Annotated in this window: 20 protein-coding genes; 9 read left to right on the top strand and 11 right to left on the bottom strand. The window is 31.0% G+C overall.

All coding sequences use genetic code 11. The features are described 5' to 3' along the window. Positions 1–5: 5 nt before the first annotated feature. Positions 6–830, bottom strand: coding sequence for a TIGR01459 family HAD-type hydrolase (locus tag AB6T46_RS02305; protein WP_370931812.1), 825 nt, complete (start codon positions 828–830; stop codon positions 6–8). A 139-nt stretch (positions 831–969) separates the two neighbouring features. Here AB6T46_RS02305 and AB6T46_RS02300 point away from each other — a divergent pair, with 139 nt between their 5' ends. From AB6T46_RS02300 to ppa, 8 genes are all read left to right on the top strand, one after another. After that, a complete protein-coding gene (locus AB6T46_RS02300; RefSeq protein ID WP_370931811.1) occupies positions 970–2,295 on the top strand; it encodes an NAD(P)H-dependent oxidoreductase in 1,326 nt (441 codons plus the stop codon). 11 nt (positions 2,296–2,306) lie between these two features. Continuing rightward, the gene (locus AB6T46_RS02295; protein ID WP_370931810.1) at positions 2,307–3,059 is read left to right on the top strand and encodes a gamma-glutamyl-gamma-aminobutyrate hydrolase family protein; all 753 of its coding nucleotides are present in this window, start codon (positions 2,307–2,309) and stop codon (positions 3,057–3,059) included. Then, positions 3,034–3,813, top strand: a complete 780-nt coding sequence (locus tag AB6T46_RS02290; RefSeq protein WP_370931809.1) for a creatininase family protein — start codon at positions 3,034–3,036, stop codon at positions 3,811–3,813. The genes AB6T46_RS02295 and AB6T46_RS02290 overlap by 26 nt, the downstream gene beginning before the upstream one ends. Before the next feature lie 12 nt (positions 3,814–3,825). Further along, entirely contained in the window at positions 3,826–4,011 is a 186-nt protein-coding gene (locus AB6T46_RS02285) for a Trm112 family protein (RefSeq protein ID WP_370931807.1), read from the top strand. An 85-nt stretch (positions 4,012–4,096) separates the two neighbouring features. Then, a complete protein-coding gene (locus AB6T46_RS02280) occupies positions 4,097–5,122 on the top strand; it encodes an aspartate-semialdehyde dehydrogenase (protein ID WP_370931806.1) in 1,026 nt (341 codons plus the stop codon). Positions 5,123–5,148: 26 nt separating this feature from the next. After that, entirely contained in the window at positions 5,149–6,522 is a 1,374-nt protein-coding gene (gene mgtE / locus AB6T46_RS02275) for a magnesium transporter (protein ID WP_370931805.1), read from the top strand. Between the two features lie 86 nt (positions 6,523–6,608). Next, complete coding sequence (typA, locus tag AB6T46_RS02270) at positions 6,609–8,426, top strand: translational GTPase TypA (RefSeq protein WP_370931804.1); 1,818 nt, start codon at positions 6,609–6,611, stop codon at positions 8,424–8,426. A 27-nt stretch (positions 8,427–8,453) separates the two neighbouring features. Beyond that, a complete protein-coding gene (gene ppa / locus AB6T46_RS02265) occupies positions 8,454–8,981 on the top strand; it encodes an inorganic diphosphatase (protein ID WP_370931803.1) in 528 nt (175 codons plus the stop codon). Between the two features lie 26 nt (positions 8,982–9,007). On the opposite strand, the gene AB6T46_RS02260 is transcribed toward ppa, so the two are convergent. The 6 genes from AB6T46_RS02260 to AB6T46_RS02235 are packed head-to-tail and all read right to left on the bottom strand — an operon-like array spanning position 9,008 to position 13,151. Continuing rightward, complete coding sequence (locus AB6T46_RS02260; RefSeq protein ID WP_370931802.1) at positions 9,008–9,340, bottom strand: DUF167 domain-containing protein; 333 nt, start codon at positions 9,338–9,340, stop codon at positions 9,008–9,010. 9 nt (positions 9,341–9,349) lie between these two features. Further along, positions 9,350–9,631, bottom strand: a complete 282-nt coding sequence (locus AB6T46_RS02255) for a YggT family protein (RefSeq protein WP_370931801.1) — start codon at positions 9,629–9,631, stop codon at positions 9,350–9,352. A 33-nt stretch (positions 9,632–9,664) separates the two neighbouring features. After that, complete coding sequence (locus AB6T46_RS02250) at positions 9,665–10,711, bottom strand: sulfite exporter TauE/SafE family protein (RefSeq protein ID WP_370931800.1); 1,047 nt, start codon at positions 10,709–10,711, stop codon at positions 9,665–9,667. Positions 10,712–10,749: 38 nt separating this feature from the next. After that, positions 10,750–11,505 carry an outer membrane protein gene (locus tag AB6T46_RS02245; RefSeq protein ID WP_370931799.1) on the bottom strand — a complete coding sequence of 252 codons (756 nt, stop codon included), beginning with the start codon at positions 11,503–11,505 and terminating at the stop codon, positions 10,750–10,752. An 8-nt stretch (positions 11,506–11,513) separates the two neighbouring features. Then, complete coding sequence (locus AB6T46_RS02240) at positions 11,514–12,011, bottom strand: hypothetical protein (protein ID WP_370931798.1); 498 nt, start codon at positions 12,009–12,011, stop codon at positions 11,514–11,516. A gap of 39 nt (positions 12,012–12,050) precedes the next feature. Then, positions 12,051–13,151: a 2'-deoxycytidine 5'-triphosphate deaminase gene (locus tag AB6T46_RS02235; protein WP_370931797.1), complete on the bottom strand. Its 1,101-nt coding sequence runs from the start codon at positions 13,149–13,151 to the stop codon at positions 12,051–12,053. Between the two features lie 137 nt (positions 13,152–13,288). Here AB6T46_RS02235 and mutL point away from each other — a divergent pair, with 137 nt between their 5' ends. Further along, on the top strand, positions 13,289–15,133 hold the full coding sequence (gene mutL / locus AB6T46_RS02230) for a DNA mismatch repair endonuclease MutL (RefSeq protein WP_370931796.1): 1,845 nt from the start codon (positions 13,289–13,291) through the stop codon (positions 15,131–15,133). Here mutL and AB6T46_RS02225 read toward each other — a convergent pair. The 4 genes from AB6T46_RS02225 to AB6T46_RS02210 all read right to left on the bottom strand — a co-directional run bounded on the left by AB6T46_RS02225 (position 15,130) and on the right by AB6T46_RS02210 (position 18,483). After that, the gene (locus tag AB6T46_RS02225) at positions 15,130–15,351 is read right to left on the bottom strand and encodes a DUF4170 domain-containing protein (protein ID WP_370931795.1); all 222 of its coding nucleotides are present in this window, start codon (positions 15,349–15,351) and stop codon (positions 15,130–15,132) included. The genes mutL and AB6T46_RS02225 overlap by 4 nt on opposite strands. Positions 15,352–15,359: 8 nt before the next feature. After that, complete coding sequence (locus AB6T46_RS02220; RefSeq protein ID WP_370931794.1) at positions 15,360–16,166, bottom strand: inositol monophosphatase; 807 nt, start codon at positions 16,164–16,166, stop codon at positions 15,360–15,362. Positions 16,167–16,246: 80 nt separating this feature from the next. Continuing rightward, a complete protein-coding gene (gene rsmD / locus AB6T46_RS02215; RefSeq protein WP_370931793.1) occupies positions 16,247–16,804 on the bottom strand; it encodes a 16S rRNA (guanine(966)-N(2))-methyltransferase RsmD in 558 nt (185 codons plus the stop codon). Further along, entirely contained in the window at positions 16,804–18,483 is a 1,680-nt protein-coding gene (locus tag AB6T46_RS02210; protein ID WP_370931792.1) for a pseudouridine synthase, read from the bottom strand. Before AB6T46_RS02210 ends, rsmD begins: the two co-directional genes overlap by 1 nt. Between the last annotated feature and the right edge of the window lie 41 nt (positions 18,484–18,524).

Below are 18,524 nucleotides of genomic sequence, written 5' to 3'. Positions count from 1 at the left end.
AATATTCACGCGAGATAAGCCATAAATTTATTAAAAGATACATTATATTGTTCTAAAGCTTTTCTCAATTCAAAATTGCTTAAATTACGATGTATTCCGCTATCTATATATAATATATCAATATTTTGTTGATTCGCACCTTTTACATCAGTTAATAATCCATCACCTATAGCTAAAATTTCATTATTATTAATTTCAGCTTGTAATATTTCTTGAGCATATTCTCGCGCTAGGTCATATATAGGTGCAAAAGGCTTACCGGCAAAAAAAGTTGCACCGCCCATTTCTTCATAGAGTTTTGCTAAAGTACCAGCACATAATCTTAATTGCCCTTTATAATCCACTATCAGATCAGGATTAGCACAAATGAATGGTAAATTAACTGAACTAAAATATTTTAATAAATTTATATAATCTTCGGCATAAGGTTTATCATCAAATAGTCCAGTACAAACTATTGATTCGGCTTGTTCCGCTGCAACTAATTCTATATCTAACCCATCAAAAATTACTTTATCTTTATGGTGACCTATATGAAAAATTTTTCTAGAATATTGTGTAATTAAACTTCTAGTAACATCTCCAGAGGTTACTATCTTATTATAACAATTTTTATCAAGCCCCATAACAGATAATTGTTGCTGCACATATTTACTAAGTCTTGGTGAATTAGTCACACAAATTACAATTTTTCCTTTTCTACGAGCGAGTAATAGTGCCTCTACAGCTGGATCAAATATTTTTTCACCATTATGTAGCACTCCCCAGACATCACAAAAAATTACCTTATAATTATCTATGATATCATTTAAAGCTTTAATTCGTTGCATGAATAATCCTAGTATTTTTCATCTAAAATTATATCATAGAGCATATATGAACATAAAAATAGCATTTATTGTGTAGTTCTATTTGCTTTTTAACAGGATTAAACTATTATAAAATTTATTTTTATATTATATAGATATTATGAGTAATAATTCTTCGCAATTCGGGCTGTTAGCAGAGCTCAATAAACAATTTTCAGACCAGAGACAACTCCACATTGGTATAATTGGTTGTGGTGAAATGGGATGTGACTTAATCACTCAATTTTCAATGATGTCTGGTATGAAATTATGCGCTGTAGCAGACCACAAACCTATAAGAATTATTAACGCTGTAAAAATCGCCTATGACGATATAGAATCAGTTACAGAGGTTTGTAATAATCAACAATTAACAACTGCTATTGAAGCAGGTAAAATAGCAGCTACTGATGATTCTGACTTATTATTAAAAAATGAGCTAATAGATATCATAATAGATGCAACTGGATCACCAAATGCAGGTGCAACTATTGCGCTAAAAGCGTTTTCACACAATAAGCATTTAGTTTCAATGAGCGTGGAGACAGATGTTACTATTGGCTGTTATTTAAATCATTTAGCAAAAAAAGCTAATCTTATCTATTCTATAGGTGCTGGTGATGAACCATCTGCTTGTATGGAGCTTATTAACTTCGTAAGTGACATGCAATTAACCATAGTTTGCGCTGGAAAAGGTAAAAATAACCCCTTAAATATAGATGCTACACCAGATCTATATATGCAAGAAGCTTTAGAGCGACAAATGAACCCTAGAATGCTAGTAGAATTCGTAGATGGTTCAAAAACTATGGTAGAAATGGCATGTTTAGCTAATGCTACTGGTCTGATAACAGATTGTGCTGGTATGCATGGTCCTGCTGCTGGTTTAAAGGATCTAAGCAAGATTTTTATTCCAAAATCAGATGGTGGTATTTTATCTAATGTCGGGAGGGTTGATTATTCTATTGGAAAAGATATAGCACCTGGAGTTTTTGTAGTAGCTAAAACTGACCATCCTCGTATATTAGAAAGATTAAAAGATCTTAAAATGGGTCAAGGTCCTTATTTTACCTTTTTCCGTCCTTATCACTTAACTTCTTTAGAAGTTCCTCTTACTTGTGCTCGAATAGCTTTATACAATAAACCAGATCTAGCACCATTACCAACACCCACGGTTGAAGTCTGTGCGGTAGCAAAAAAAGACATGCATGCTAATGTTAAATTAGATTCTATTGGAGAATATTGTTATCGTGCTTGGAGCATGTCATATATAGAAGCCCAAAAACAAGGAGCTATCCCCTGTGGCTTACTGAAAGATGCAACTACATTAAAATATATAAAAAAAGGAGAATTATTAACTAATGAAAATGTATCTATTAATGTCAATAGCCCAATAGCGCAACTACATGATTTACAAAAAATATATCTAAACAATATTAGCCGTTAGGACAAATTATTATGTCACACCGACCTTTAGTAGCAGTACCAGCAGATAATATTCTATACCAGCATTGTGAAAAATATGCTATCAGCAAACAATATCTAAATTCTTTATTCGAACTAGCTAATGTTTCTCCTATTATTATACCACCCTTGCTTCATAAAAATGTTGCTGATATTCTAAAATATGTAAATGGTATTCTACTAACTGGAGCTGTTTCCAATGTGCATCCTTCTCGTTATAATAGTCCTGTTACTGAACAGCATCAACCCTTTGACGAAGAAAGAGACGCTATATCTTTTTCTATGATAGATTATGCTTTAAAATATAATTTACCTATTTTAGGTGTTTGCCGTGGTCTACAAGAATTAAATACCTATTTAGGTGGTACTTTATCTAACGACATCCAGGAATTAGATGGTAAAATCGACCATCGTTCATGTGACTCTACTAATATTAGTGAACGTTTTAAAATCAAACATACTGTAAATATTGTTCCTAATAGATTATTGGATAATATTATTAATCAAAAAAGTATTTCTGTAAATTCTCTTCATCGTCAAGCTATTGATGTTCTAGCAGATAAATTACAAATTGAAGCAATAGCAACAGATAATACAATTGAAGCAGTTAGCATGAAAGATACTGAGCAATTCATTTTAGCTTTCCAATGGCATCCAGAATATTGGTACAATAATGAAGCAATATCTAAAAAAATATTTGCTGCATTCAGTAAAGCGATATATGAAGATTACACTAGAAAAAACTGATATGACTATTAATCAAAAAAACACCATAGCTTTCCTTCCCTTAGGTGCTTATGAACAGCATGGTGAACATTTGCCTTTTGAAACTGATACATTAATCGCTACTGCATTTAGTAAATATATTAAAAAGCAATTACCTGATTATATAGATATGCATTTTTTATCTACCGAACCTATAGGATATTCTATTGAACATACTTTTAGCTCAGAGAGTAAATCTTTAGATTATAATACTGCTATTGATCTATGGTTAGCAAAAGCATTAGAATGTAAAAAAAATAATATTAATAAAATAATCTTTTTTAATGCTCACGGCGGTAATTCTCCTATACTTTCTATTGTAGCTACAGAATTAAGAATTAAACATAATATGCTAGCGGTAGTAACTAGTTGGAACAGATTTTTAAAAGATTGCCCTTTCCTTAACGATATGCAAAAATCTTTTGACATCCATGCAGGAGAATTAGAAACAGCGCTTATGTTAGCTATTGCTCCTAATATGGTTGATATGTCAAAAGCTAAAGACTTTTATAACCAACAACAGGATTTCTGTAAAAATTTTAATTATTTAAAAGCTTATGGTCCTCATTATTTTGGCTGGTCTATGAGTGACCTTAATAAATATGGTGCTTGTGGTAATGCTTCTATTGCTAAAGCTGAATTAGGCTATAAAATAATTGATTATGTAATAAAAGAATTTTTAAAATTATTAGATGACGTATATAAATTTGATATAAAATATCATTTTAATAAGTAACTGAGGTGTAAAATGACTAACAGTTTCTCTATTAATAAGAAAATATTACCTTATCTCGTCTGTCCTTTAACTAATCAGGATCTTATTTATGATGAAACCAACCAAGAATTAATTTCCTCATCTGCTAATTTAGCTTATCCTATTAAAAATGGTATACCAATAATGTTACCTGAACAAGCTCGAATACTAAAAAAATAAGATATCTAGTTAAATAGATTTACCCAAGCAACAAATTAATATATAAGAATCTAAGTTAATAATTTTTACCGATAAGGAATTTGATATGTCATTTAAAATAGCTGTTGTCGGCGCTACAGGTAATGTAGGACGTGAAATGTTAAATATATTAGCTGAACAATCTTTCCCCGCCACGGAAGTTTTTGCTGTAGCTTCAGCCCGTAGCCAAGGTATTGAAGTTTCCTACGGTGACAAAATTCTAAAAGTACAAAATCTAGAAAATTTTGATTTTACTAAAATTGATATTTGCCTTATGTCAGCTGGAGGTAATATTTCTAAAAATTGGGCGCCTAAAATTGCAGCACATAAATGCGTCGTTATAGATAATTCATCTGCTTGGCGTTATGATTCTAACGTTCCATTGATAGTACCTGAAGTTAATGGCGATCAAATAAGCAATTTCCATAAAAAATATATTATAGCTAATCCTAATTGCTCCACTGCACAAATGGTAGTAGCACTTAAACCTCTACATGACTTTGCTAAAATCAAACGTGTAGTTGTTTCTACTTATCAATCTGTTTCTGGTGCTGGTAAAGATGGTATGGATGAATTATTCACCCAATCAAGAGCTGTGTTTGTTGCAGATCCAATCAGCAGTCATAAATTTACCAAAAGAATAGCTTTTAATGTTATTCCACACATTGATGAATTTTTAGACAGTGGATATACTAAAGAAGAATGGAAATTAACTGCTGAAACCAAAAAAATATTAGATCCAGCTATTAAAGTAACTGCTACCGCTGTTAGGGTACCGGTATTTATTTCTCACTCTGAAGCAGTTAATATTGAATTTCATAATCCTATCACAGCTGATGAAGCTAGAAATATATTGCGTAATGCTCCTGGTTGCCAAGTTATAGACAAAAGAGAAGACGGTGGTTATATTACTCCTTATGAAGCCGCTGGAGAGGATGCGACATATATTAGCCGTATCCGTGAAGATATTACCGTAGAACATGGTTTAGATCTATGGGTTGTTTCTGATAATTTACGTAAAGGAGCTGCTTTAAATGCAGTACAAATAGCGCAATTATTAATTGATAAAAAATTAATAACGCCCAAAAAATAATTTACTAACTTAATAATGGAACTTTAATGTCAAAATTATTAGAAAATTTAGTTAATCTAACTCCTAAAGAAGTAGCCAATATTTTATTGACTACTCGCTTTGCTGATTCTATTGACATTATAAATAATCTTGATTTTGAGGTTGCATTACAAGTAATTGAAGAATTACCAATAGATTATTCTATTGAACTATTTGATCGTCCTGAATTACATAATCCTGAAGAACTACTTGAGTCATTACCTACAGATAAAGCCATTAAGATTTTAGATCAAATGTCTGCTGACCAGGTTGCCGATGTTTTTCAAGATATGAGTATAAATACTCGTAATAAGCTTATTCCATTTTTACAACCTGAGACAAGGCAAAATCTTCATAAATTAATAAATTATCCTGAAGAAAGTGCTGGTAGTCTTATGACCACAGAATATATATCTGTACCAGGACATTGGCAAGTTGAGAGAGTTTTACAATATATCAAAGAAGTTGAACGAACACGAGAAACCGTCTATGCAATCTATATTGTAGATATAGCAAATAATAATAAATTACTACGGGCTGTTTCTTTAAGACAATTAATTACAGTTAACCCAAGTGAAAAAATCATAGATATAACTACTCCACAAGATCCTATTGTTATTCATCCCTTAACAAAAAGAGAAGAACTTGCTACATTATTCCGTCGTTATGATCTTTTAGCTGTTCCAGTTGTTGATAATAAAAAACATCTTTTAGGAATTGTAACTGTTGATGACGTATTAGATTCAATGACCGCAGACATGACTAAAGAAAGTCAACAATTTGGTGGTAGTGGTGCGCTAGAAAAACCTTATATGAGCATGGGCTTTTGGGAACTTTTTCAAAAAAGATATATTTGGCTAGCTATTTTATTTTTAGGAGAACTACTCACTACCAGTGCTATGCAACATTATGAATTAGAACTTGAACGAGCAGTAATTTTATCCTTATTCATACCTTTAATTATGAGCTCTGGAGGTAACTCTGGTTCTCAAGCTACCTCTTTAATTATTAGATCTTTAGCTTTGCAAGAAATTAGTTTAAAAGATTGGTGGAAAATAGCTATGCGTGAGCTACCAATGGGTTTGTCATTAGGTATAATATTAGGTATAATAGGATTTGTTAGAATTGCTATTTGGCAAGAATTAGGTTTTTATGACTATGGAGAACATTGGCAGTTAATTGGTTGGACTATAGCCGTCACTCTAGTAGGGATAGTAACTTGGGGATGTCTAATAGGTAGTATGTTCCCCTTTCTGATGAAATTATGTCGTTTGGATCCTGCAGTTGCCTCTGCGCCCTTTATTGCCACTTTAGTAGATGTTACTGGTATTGTTATCTATTTTTCAGTTGCAACTATAATTTTAAAAGGAACTTTTTTATAAAATTATGTTATTCAAACAAATATTTTATTACTTCACATTATAAAGCATCATATACAGCTTAATTAAAAACAAGAAAAGGATTAATTATGCAATTAAGAAATATTGCAATCATTGCTCACGTTGACCATGGTAAAACTACCTTAGTAGACGAATTACTTAAACAATCGGGGGTTTTTAGAGATAACCAAAAAACCCACGAACGTATGATGGATTCGAATGATATAGAAAAAGAACGTGGTATAACTATTTTAGCTAAAGCTACTTCTGTAATTTGGAAAAACACTCGCATAAATATAGTAGACACCCCTGGACATGCTGACTTTGGTGGTGAAGTTGAACGTATACTTAGCATGGTAGATGGTGCAATCGTATTAGTTGATTCTGCTGAAGGTCCTATGCCACAAACAAAATTTGTTGTTGGTAAAGCATTACAAGTTGGTTTAAAACCTATTGTAGCGATTAACAAAATTGATCGCACAGATGCTAGACCTGAAGAGGTGATTAACGAAGTATTTGATCTTTTTGCAGCATTAGATGCTACCGATGAACAACTAGATTTTCCTATTTTATATGGTTCTGGTCGTGATGGATGGATGGCCTTATCAAAAGATGGACCAAAAGATCAAGCTTTGGCCCCGTTATTTGATTTAGTATTAGAACATGTGCCTGCTCCTACCATTGCAGAAGGACCTTTCAGTATGATAGGTACATTATTAGAAGCTGATCCATTTTTAGGTCGTATCATAACTGGTAGAATTCATTCTGGTAGTATTAAAACTAACCAAAATATTAAAGTTTTATCACCAGATGGTACCGTGGTAGAAACTGGTCGTATTTCAAGAATATTAGCTTTTCGTGGTTTAGAACGTCAACCTATTGAAGAAGGACATGCTGGTGATATAATAGCTATAGCAGGTCTATCTAAAGGTACTGTTGCCGATACTTTTGCTGATCCTGCAGTAACCATACCGTTAAAAGCACAACCTATTGATCCTCCTACTGTAACCATGAGTTTTTTCGTGAATGATAGCCCCTTAGCAGGTACTGAGGGAGATAAAGTAACTAGTAGAATTATTAGAGATCGTCTTTTCAAAGAAGCAGAAGGAAATGTAGCCTTAAAAATTGAAGAATCTAATGATAAAGATTCATTCTATGTCTCTGGTAGAGGAGAATTACAATTAGCTGTATTAATTGAAAATATGCGGAGAGAAGGCTTTGAACTAGGAGTATCACGTCCTAGAGTTGTGATGAAAAAAGATGACAATGGTCAAACTTTAGAACCAATAGAAGAAGTTATGATCGACGTTGATGAAGAGTTTTCCGGTACAGTAGTACAAAAAATGTCAGAACGTAAAGGCGAAATGGTAGAGTTACGTCCTTCTGGTGGCAATCGTGTACGTTTAGTATTCTACGCACCAACACGAGGTCTAATTGGATACCAATCTGAATTACTCACTGACACTAAAGGTACAGCTATTATGAATCGTCTGTTCCATGATTATCAACCGTATAAAGGTGATATAGCTGGTCGTAATAATGGCGTGTTAATTTCTAATGAATCCGGTGAATCTGTGGCTTATGCTTTATTTAATCTAGAAGATAGAGGTCCAATGATCATAGATGCAGGTGTTAAAGTATACCAAGGTATGATTGTAGGAATACATTCACGTGACAATGATCTAGAAGTTAATGTAATTAGAGGTAAAAAATTATCTAATGTTAGGGCATCAGGTAAAGATGAAGCTGTAAAGCTTACTCCTCCTATCCGTATGACACTTGAACGGGCATTATCTTGGGTACAAGATGATGAATTACTAGAAGTTACACCTAAATCTATTCGTTTACGCAAATTATATCTTGATCCAAATGAAAGAAAACGTCATCAAAAAAGCAAAAATTTATAATTAAATTAATAACTAAGGAGAAGACATATGAATATAAATGCAGTAGCTACAGGAAAAAATCCACCTGAAGATTTAAATGTAATAGTTGAGACTCCTATTGATGGTCATCCAATTAAATATGAAATGGATAAAGAGTCCGGCTTATTATTTGTAGATCGTTTTTTACATACACCAATGCGTTATCCTGGTAATTATGGTTTTGTACCACATACATTATCTGACGATGGTGATCCTATTGATGTTTTAATTTGCAATACACGTCCATTAATGCCTGGGTCTGTAATAAATGTCAGACCAATAGGAGTGTTAATAATGGAAGATGAAAGTGGTCAAGATGAAAAAATCTTAGCTGTACCAGTAAGCAAATTGACTAAAAAATACGATAAAGTCGAGTCATACAAAGATCTTCCTGAAATTACTATTAAGCAAATAATTCACTTTTTTGAAAGATATAAAGATCTAGAACCTAACAAATGGGTAAAAATCAAAGAAGTACAAGGTATCGAAGCCGCTAAAAAAGTGATTATTGAAGCAATAGAAAGAGCTAAAAAATAAAATATCAATGTTGCAGGAGGATTATGTTAGCTATTATCTGAGCCTAATTGAGCTATTATATGTTCAATGATTGCTGTTAATTCTTCATAGTCCCCCTGCAAATAAAGTTGCTTCATGCGACTTTTATTCCCTTTTAATAAGGTTATTTTACTTTTCGCTATCTTAAATTTTTTAGCTAGCAACTTTATTAAGGCTATATTCGCTTTATTATCTTCAGCTATTTCTCTTACCTGCACGACTAATGCTAACGAATTATTTTCATCTACATATAATTTGCATATTTTCTCATTAGCCGCGTTAGGAGTAAGCTTTATATTTAGTAATACCCCCTCTAAATATTTTTTATATAAATTACTCATTAACATTAACTAGAAAAATAAAGCCGGTAAAATATATCTTCTAACAATATGTAATAATACAATTAGAACTATCGGTGATATATCGATAAATCCTAGATCGGGCAAAATCCTTCTAATAGGCTGCAATACCGGTTCTGTTACAGTATTAAAAAAATTTGCTAAAAATTTTGCGATAGAATTATATGGATTAATTACACCAAAAACATATAACCATGAGAAAATTGCATTAAGAACGATTATTAAAATATATAGACTTAGCAACCAATCTAAAAATTCATACACTTGTAACATATATACTCCTTAAACTTATAATCTGTAATATAATTACTTTTTATGTAAAAAATTCAATATATTACTTATTATATAACTCACAATGATAGCCATTAGTAGTACTATTAAACTGTAAGATAATGGATATTCACTATAAAACCACATGATTTTACTTTGCCAAAAAGATAATTCTGAATTTAAAATATTAGTTCTGATAATTTCATTTTTGACTATATTTACAATAAAATTATTATAAATAAAAAATATAGTTAACATCAATATTACTAAAAAGAAAATTACACGTAAATAATAGTCTTTTATCTTTTTTGCAAGCCAATTACCATAATAAGCTCCTATTGTTCCACCTAATATTAAAATTAAAGCTAAAGTTACATCTATATTTCCATTGATCAGACTATGTAATAGCAAGCAAGTAGTAGAAGTAAAAAACAACTGTAAACTAGCAGTAGCTAAAGCTATTCTAATATTAATTTTTAATAATATAGTAAGTATAGGTATAAGGATAATATTACCCCCTATTCCCATAATAGCAGATAAGCAACCAACTAAAATTCCTAAAAAAATTAAATATAAAATATTAATTTTAAGACCAGAAACAGGGAAATTCAAAATTAATTTTGAATTAGAAGCGCTTCTATATATTTGATTATATTGTGTACCATTTTTAGAAAATTTATAATTAATTAAATCATAGGCAATATATAAAGTCAGACTAATTAATAAAATTACATATAGATAAACAATAATATTATCTACACTTCCTAACTTAAGTAATTTATTAAAAATAAAGATACCAATTAATACACCGATATTACTAGATGTAGCTAAAATTATTGCTAATTTTACATCTATCAACTTTGCTTTAAGATAAGAGATAACTGATGTGGTAGAAGAAGCAACCACCAAAACCATCACGGTAGCCACCGCCACAAGCGGTTGTATATTATAGCTAATTAATAATGGTACTACTAATAATCCGCCGCCTATGGATAATAGTCCAGCAAAAAAGCCCGCGATAGAACTAATTAATAATAAAAAATATATATTTACATATGTTTCCGCAATAATAAGATAAGTCACAAATTATATAATCCAATTTAATAATCCAAATAATGGCGTTAAAATCTATAGGACATACCTAAATTAATAGCATGTGAATAAATTGAGCCTGTTGTATTATCTTTATTTAATTCTTGTTGCGAAGACATAAGATTAGAATATACATATTCTAATCTTAATGTCCAATTAGTAGCATAAGAAATATCTATTCCCGCTCCTACAAGCAACTCTGTATAAATATTTCTTAGAGACATATTATCATTCCTAACTTTTCTAGGAAAGATTTCTTCAGAATATGTAGCTTTAATTCCTAATCTAGTGAAGGCTAAAAGATTATTATGTAAGAGATAACCAAATTTAAAATTTAACTCAGAATTCGCATTTAGTTCCTGATACAATGATTTCTCGTTTAATATTATTTCCCACTTTTTTTTATTATTGACTATAATATCAACCTGTTTTACTGCCTTAATAATGACCGCATTCATCATAAAAGCAATCTCAGTAGCAACTAAAAATCTATCTGCTAATATATGCTGATATCCTGTAAAAAGTCCTACATAAGGGAAATCCTGAGTTACAATTATATGCCCCTTAGGCACTTCTCTTAAATCTATTTTATTTTTCTTAGGAAGATTTCCATCAATTACAAAAAGCTTTTGCGCACTAAAACCTACATAAAAACCTGAACTATTCTTCTTAACCTTCTTAGATGAGTTAACATTTTCAGCATGCGGTATTGAAATAGTAACTAAATACAAGAACAATAATAAGATACAATTATTTATTCTGCCTATAACATCAATTTTTTTCACTCAGTATATCACTTACATCTTGAATATAAATTATTATATAATTTTTTAAAATATTTGCTAAAACTATTATTATTACTAGAAAATATTTCTTGTTCTAATTTTATCCGTTTTTGCCTAATTTGTTCTAAATTATATTGTTGTATTTTATTATCCTTATTCTCATTTATTTGCTCAATTAATTTATTTACTTTTGCATTAAACTTTTCTAGCTTCTGTAGTAATAACATCTGCTGTTGATTAATAGACTGAGTAATATCTGCTAAATTATTTTTAATATTTTTTTGTTGTTGATTTATTTTAGTTATATCATCAGCTAAATCGTTATTTCTTAGCCATAGTTGATTATCATATTTAGGAATAACGATACAAGTTGCTTGTTTAACTATATTCTGTTTAACCACGCCCCTAGCTTTAGCATATCCGGCAACTTTATTTAATGCTATTGGTGATACCTTCGGTAAAAGATTAAAATAATTTTCATTAGATACGTCTTTTTCTATTAACACGGCAAACTCCTACACCCAATATCTGTAATATTGCCATATTTAAGTAAATAAACTTTTAACATTTTTGAAATGTTTTGATAATTTTAATCCTTGTCCTTGATAATTAGAAGTTTTTAAACTTCCATATAAATTCTTCGGTTTTTGCACCATATTTTCATATATTAATCTTCCTATTATTTGCCCATCCTCCAAAATAAATGGTACATCATGACTTCTAACCTCTAATACAGCTTTGCTATTGCTATTATCACTATATCCAAATCCTGGATCAAAAAAACCAGCATAATGTACTCTAAATTCTCCTACTAATGGATCAAATGGAACCATTTCAGCAGCATATTCTGAAGGAACTTTTAAAAATTCTTTTGATGCCAAAATATAAAATTCATTAGGATCTAAAATCAAACTTTTATCACCTCTTTGATAGATTGGCTCCCAAAAATCCAATATGTCATAATTATTAATTTTTTCTATATCAATAACTTCAGTATGTCTTTTACCTCTATAGCCTACCAAACCATTTTCATCTCCAGTTAGATCAACTGATAAAGCTACACCGCCGGCCATAATTTTGATATTATTATTAGCAATCAAAGGATCAATTTTATGTAATTGCATTAAATCATTCTTATCAAGAATATTCTGACCAAATCTAAATCTTATCTGTGATAATCTACTACCTTGATGTACTATTACAGGAAAAGTTCTAGGGCTTATTTCAAGATACAAGTCACCTTTATAACCCGCAGATATTTTATCAAATTCTTGTGTCTTGTCTGTAATAATACGCGTAAATATATCTAATCTTCCAGTAGAGCTTTTTGGATTAGTAATAGCAGAAATATTTTCTGGTAACTCTAAACTTTCCATTAATGGAACTATATATACACAATTTGTTTCTAGAACAGCTCCTTTAGTAAGATCTATTTCATGCAATTTAAATTTCTTTAATTTATCAATAACATTGTTATTACCTGGCATGAATGATGCTCTAACTCGATAAGCTACCTTACCCAATCTTAAATCTAAGCTAGCTGGCTGAATTTGATCATCAACAAGAGGCTGCTGAATTTTAATGATATTCTTTTGCAGTAATTCAGTTATATCATAATCAGCAAGAATGCCTATATTTGTAAACATTTGATAACCATTTCTATATTATATCGAAAGATTGCAGAAAAACTTTTTATATTTTATAATATAATTACTTCTGTACAAGATTTTTTTATAACCTTCTATAAAATTAATAACTATCCACACGTAAGGTTAACTTTATTATGAACATTAGACAATTACCTGACAATATAATTAATCAAATAGCGGCCGGAGAAGTTATAGAACGTCCTGCTAATGTTTTAAAAGAACTATTAGAAAATTCTATTGATTCGGGAGCAACCAACATTGATATACTAATAGAACATGGTGGTAAAAGTCTAATAAAAGTAATAGATAATGGCTGTGGTATTAGTTGCAATGAATTACCTTTAGCTATCTCCAGACATTGTACTTCTAAAATGTCTTCAAATTTATCAGAAATAAACACATTAGGATTTAGAGGAGAAGCTTTACCATCTATTGGTTCGGTTGCTAACTTAACTGTTATTTCTCGTACTATTGAATCAGAAACGGCTTTTAAAATTACCGTTAATGGTGGTAAAGTTTCTACTCCAGTTCCTATTGCTGGACTTGTTGGTACTACAGTAGAAGTAAGCAACTTATTTTATACTACACCAGCCCGACTTAAATTTATGAAAAGTGACACAGCAGAAGCTAATGCTATTGTAGATTTAGTTAAACGTACGGCTATTGCTTTCCCTGATATTAAAATCACTCTTAGCGGAATACAAAAAAAGCCGTTTATTTTTCCTGCAATAAATTCAAACAGTGCAAATCCTTATCTAGAACGTATTGGACAAATTTTAGGAGATGAATTTACACAAAATAGCTTAGAGTTACAAAGCGAAAGAGACAATTTTCACTTATCAGCTTTCATCTCTATTCCTACTTATAACCGCAGTAATAATTTATGGCAATATATCTATGTGAATGGCAGACCAGTTAGAGATAAAGTTATTTTAACTGCAATTAGAGTAGCTTATATGGATCATATAGCTTATGACCGTCATGCAGTAGTGGTATTATTTTTACAAGCACCTACTAGTCATGTAGATATTAATGTTCATCCTACTAAAAGTGATGTGCGTTTTGCTGATAGCAATTTTATTAGATCTTTCATAATTAGTGCAATACGCGACAGATTAGCAAATATGCCAATTATTAGTGCTACCAGTAATAAAAAGAATTTAATGAATTTTTTTCAAGAACCTAAAGAAAATCTTAAAAATTTCATTGTTGATAAATATTATCAAGCTAATCATGAAAAGAATTTCAATAACTATTCCTCATCTAGTTCCTCACCTCCCCTTGTAACTAAAAATCAGTCTGAATTACCTTTATCAACTTCTAATATCTACCCTACTACAATAAATCCTAGCGCTGATACTAGAACTAATGAATATGATTGGAATGCAGAAATATATGATTATCCTTTAGGAGCGGCAAAAGCACAGATACACAAAAATTATATAATAAGCCAAACCAAAGATGGTATTATATTAATTGATCAACATGCAGCCCATGAACGACTTATTTACGAAAAACTCAAACAAGCACTATATGCTAAACCTATAGCGCAACAACTATTATTAATTCCTGAAATTATAACATTAGATGAAATAAAAGTTAAATTTTTATTAGAATATGCAACTAACTTAGAAAAAATGGGGCTAGTGATTGAAGCCTTTGGCGAAGATACCATCATAGTTAGAGCGACCCCGGCTATATTACCTAAATTAGATGTAAGAAAGCTAATAATGGAGATATTAGATGATTGTTTGTCAAAAGACACTAGTAATAATTTAGAACGTAAGATAGATTATGTAGTTGCAACTATAGCCTGTCATGGCTCCATCCGTTCTGGTAGAATATTGAAACCAGAAGAGATGAACCAATTATTAAGAGACATAGAATCCACACCAGCAGCAGCTACCTGCAATCATGGTAGACCTACCTATGTAGAATTAAAATTAACTGACATAGAAAAATTATTTAAACGCCGCTAATCAGTATTAACAAAAGCTTTATGTAATGCAACTACGCAGTATTTTTGATGCGCATTATCTACTGTTGCTTGTGATTTAGCCTTCCACTCAGACAATGCAGCTTCTCTAGTAGGATAAATACCAACTAATTCTAATTGCTCTACATTTCTAAAATTACCTTTATTAAGACTCTCCAACTCACCACCAAAAACTAAGTATAATTCTTGCATTTTCGACATAATAACCTCTATTTTATTTCATGTTTAATAAGTTTTATAAGATCATGGATCAATGAATTACGAGATACTACAAGCAAATCATGTTTTTTGTTCGCTTGCATATAGTTAACTTTTTCCCCGTTTAAATCCGCTATTTTTCCCCCTACTTCCTGTAAAATTAAATCTATTGCCATTATATCCCAATCATTACAATTAGGCCTAACAATTACGCAATCTATTTTTGCCTCTACAAGTAAAGCAATACGATAAGCTAATGAGGCGATATCCTCTCCTAACTCTATATTATTCAAGGATAAATCAATTTTTTTTAGCATAGCAGGTGAAACAGAAAATATTAATTTATCTTGTAATTTTTTATCAGTTAATTTAGCTATAGGTTCTGAGTTAAGAAATGCTCCATGATTAATTATCGCTTCATAACATTTATCTAACATTGGACAATATAAAACACCTACTAAAGGAATTCCATCATCATTTGCTAAAGCTATAGAAATAGTCCAATTATTTGCTCCGGCAATGAAACCTCTTGTACCATCAATAGGATCTACTACAAAATAATATTCTGGTTGCTTTTGCAGTTTTCTATCATCGTTTGATTCTTCTGATATCCACCCGTAGTTAGGTCTATTAGTTAATAACGTTTTTTTTAAATAATTATCTACTTCTATATCTACATTAGTTACTGGAGAATTTTCTTCTTTAAAAGAAACGGTAAGATCTGTTCCAAAACAAGATTTTGCAATATTACCAGCCTCAATAACGACCTCTTTGAGTAGAGCTAATTCTTTTTGTAAGAATAATAAATTTTCACGCATGGATAACAATATAATCTCCCAAATATTAATTGCTACTTTAAACTAACTAAAAAAAAATTCAATATTTTTATTTTATCTAATCAATTAGTTACTTTTAAAAAATATAAGCAACTTTTTCCATAAATTCTTTTATCTTCTATAGTAAAAAATTCACTTAAACTTATATTAACATTTTTATCTTCTTCTAATATACACACACTATCTTTAGCCAACCAACCATTTTTAAAAGCATTTTCTAATGCTCTTTCTCCTAAATTCATCCTATAAGGAGGGTCAGCAAAAATTAAATTAAAAGGTAAAATTTTACCAATATCGCCTAAATCAGTAGCATCACGTTTTAATAATCTACTACAACCTTGCGCTAATAAATTTTCAATATTTTGCCTAATTAAACCTCTACCTTGCACTGAATTTTCAACAAACACAGCATATTTAGCCCCTCTAGATAAAGACTCTAAACCTAAAGCTCCAGTACCAGCAAATAAATCTAATATCCTACTATTATATAATAAATCAGGATAGTGATTATTTATTATATTAAATAAACTTTCTCTTACTCTATCAGTTGTAGGACGAATAGTTAAATCTGTTGGTTTAACTAAATTACGCCCTTTCCATTTTCCCGCTACAATACGCATTATTCCAATTCATTATTAGAGTTATCTTTTTTACTATGAGACTGATTTCTACTATTGAAATCTTTATCTTTAAATTTCCTATTACTCGCAGAAAATTTACCTTGCGAAGATCTTCCGTCAGAAGAAAAATTATCCCGCGGTGGACGACTATCAGAGGAATATTTAGCTCTAGGTGGTCTACCATCAGAGGAGAATCTACCTTGCGAGGATCTGCCCTCAGAAGAAAAATTATCCCGCGGTGGACGATTATCAGAGGAATATTTAGCTCTAGGTGGTCTACCATCAGAAGAGAATTTACCTTGCGAGGATCTACCGTCAGAAGAAAAATTATCCCGTGGTGGGCGACTATCAGAGGCATATTTAGCTCTAGGAGGTCTACCATCAGAAGAGAATTTATCTCTAGAGCGATTATTTTTTAAGTTATCTTCATTGTCCCAACGCACATCTGGCTTTTTATCTTTATATTTTGTTCTAGTAAACACATCCGATGCCATCCAAACATTAGAGGTTCTAACTTTACGTTCAATTACATAAGGTTTCTTATTCGTAACTTTCTTATTATAACTAGCGTTAGTATTTTTCTCTTTTTTATCTAAGTCGTGTTTATCTTTATTATTTGTTATAAAATCAGAGTGCAGTTTATTTTTAATAAATTTTTCTTTATTAGGAGTGATCTCTCTACTACTTCTTATCCATTCATATTTTTTTTCATCTCTATCCTCAGGAAAGCCAGTATTAATAACTTTTATTGGAGCATTAGTTATTTTAGCAGCTCTAGTTGGTACAGTCATAACTTGATTAAATAAAGGAGCATCAAAATTTGCTCCTGATTTTTTTATCAGACGAGTTCCTAATTGATCCTGTAAGGTACGACTTCTTACCTCTATTACTTTTCCTGTTTCAAGATCTGCTAACTGAAATGGACCAAAGGAAATACGTATTAAACGTGTTACCGACAAACCCAAAGCAGCTAATATATTTTTAATTTCTCTATTTTTTCCCTCTCTTAACGATATTGTTAACCAAGCATTACTCCCTTGTTCACGATCTAATAAAGCTTCCACCGGTGCATAAAAAACACCATCAACTGAAATACCATTTTTTAATTTATCTAAATCTGCTTGTGTAACTTTACCATGTACCCTAACTCTATATCTACGTAACCAACCTGTTTCAGGGAGTTCCAATATTCTAGCGACACCACCATCATTAGTTAATAATAATAAACCTTCAGTATTTATATCTAATCTACCTACTGATATTACTCGAGGTAACTGCTCTGGTAGATTTTCAAATATAGTAGGTCGTCCCTCCTCATCTTTATGTGTAGTAATTAATCCTGCCGGCTTATGATACAACCATAATCTAGTCCTTTCAATTGGCGGCAATAATTCTTTATCTATCATAATTTCATCAGCATTTGTTACATTAAAAGCTGGAGTATCAATCACTTTACCATTAACTTTAACGCGACCAGCTATTATAAGAGTTTCGGCCTCTCTACGAGAGGATATCCCCGATCTCGCTAACCGCTTAGCTAATCTTTCTGATTTTTCTTCTAACGTATCTTCAATAAAAGATCTTTTTTGATATTCAGGTCTATTATTTTTGTCTGTATTCTTATTTGAAAAAGATTTTTTTTTATTAATATCTCTTTTAAAATTCTTATTTATATGCATAATATGCCCTTCTTCTAAATGAAACTTCTTTTAAAGTAATT

The organism is Bartonella sp. DGB1 (genome assembly GCF_041345015.1).
Lineage (GTDB): Bacteria > Pseudomonadota > Alphaproteobacteria > Rhizobiales > Rhizobiaceae > DGB1.
The sequence above is the reverse complement of the archived record's forward strand: the minus strand, read 5'-3'. Positions and strand labels throughout refer to the sequence as shown.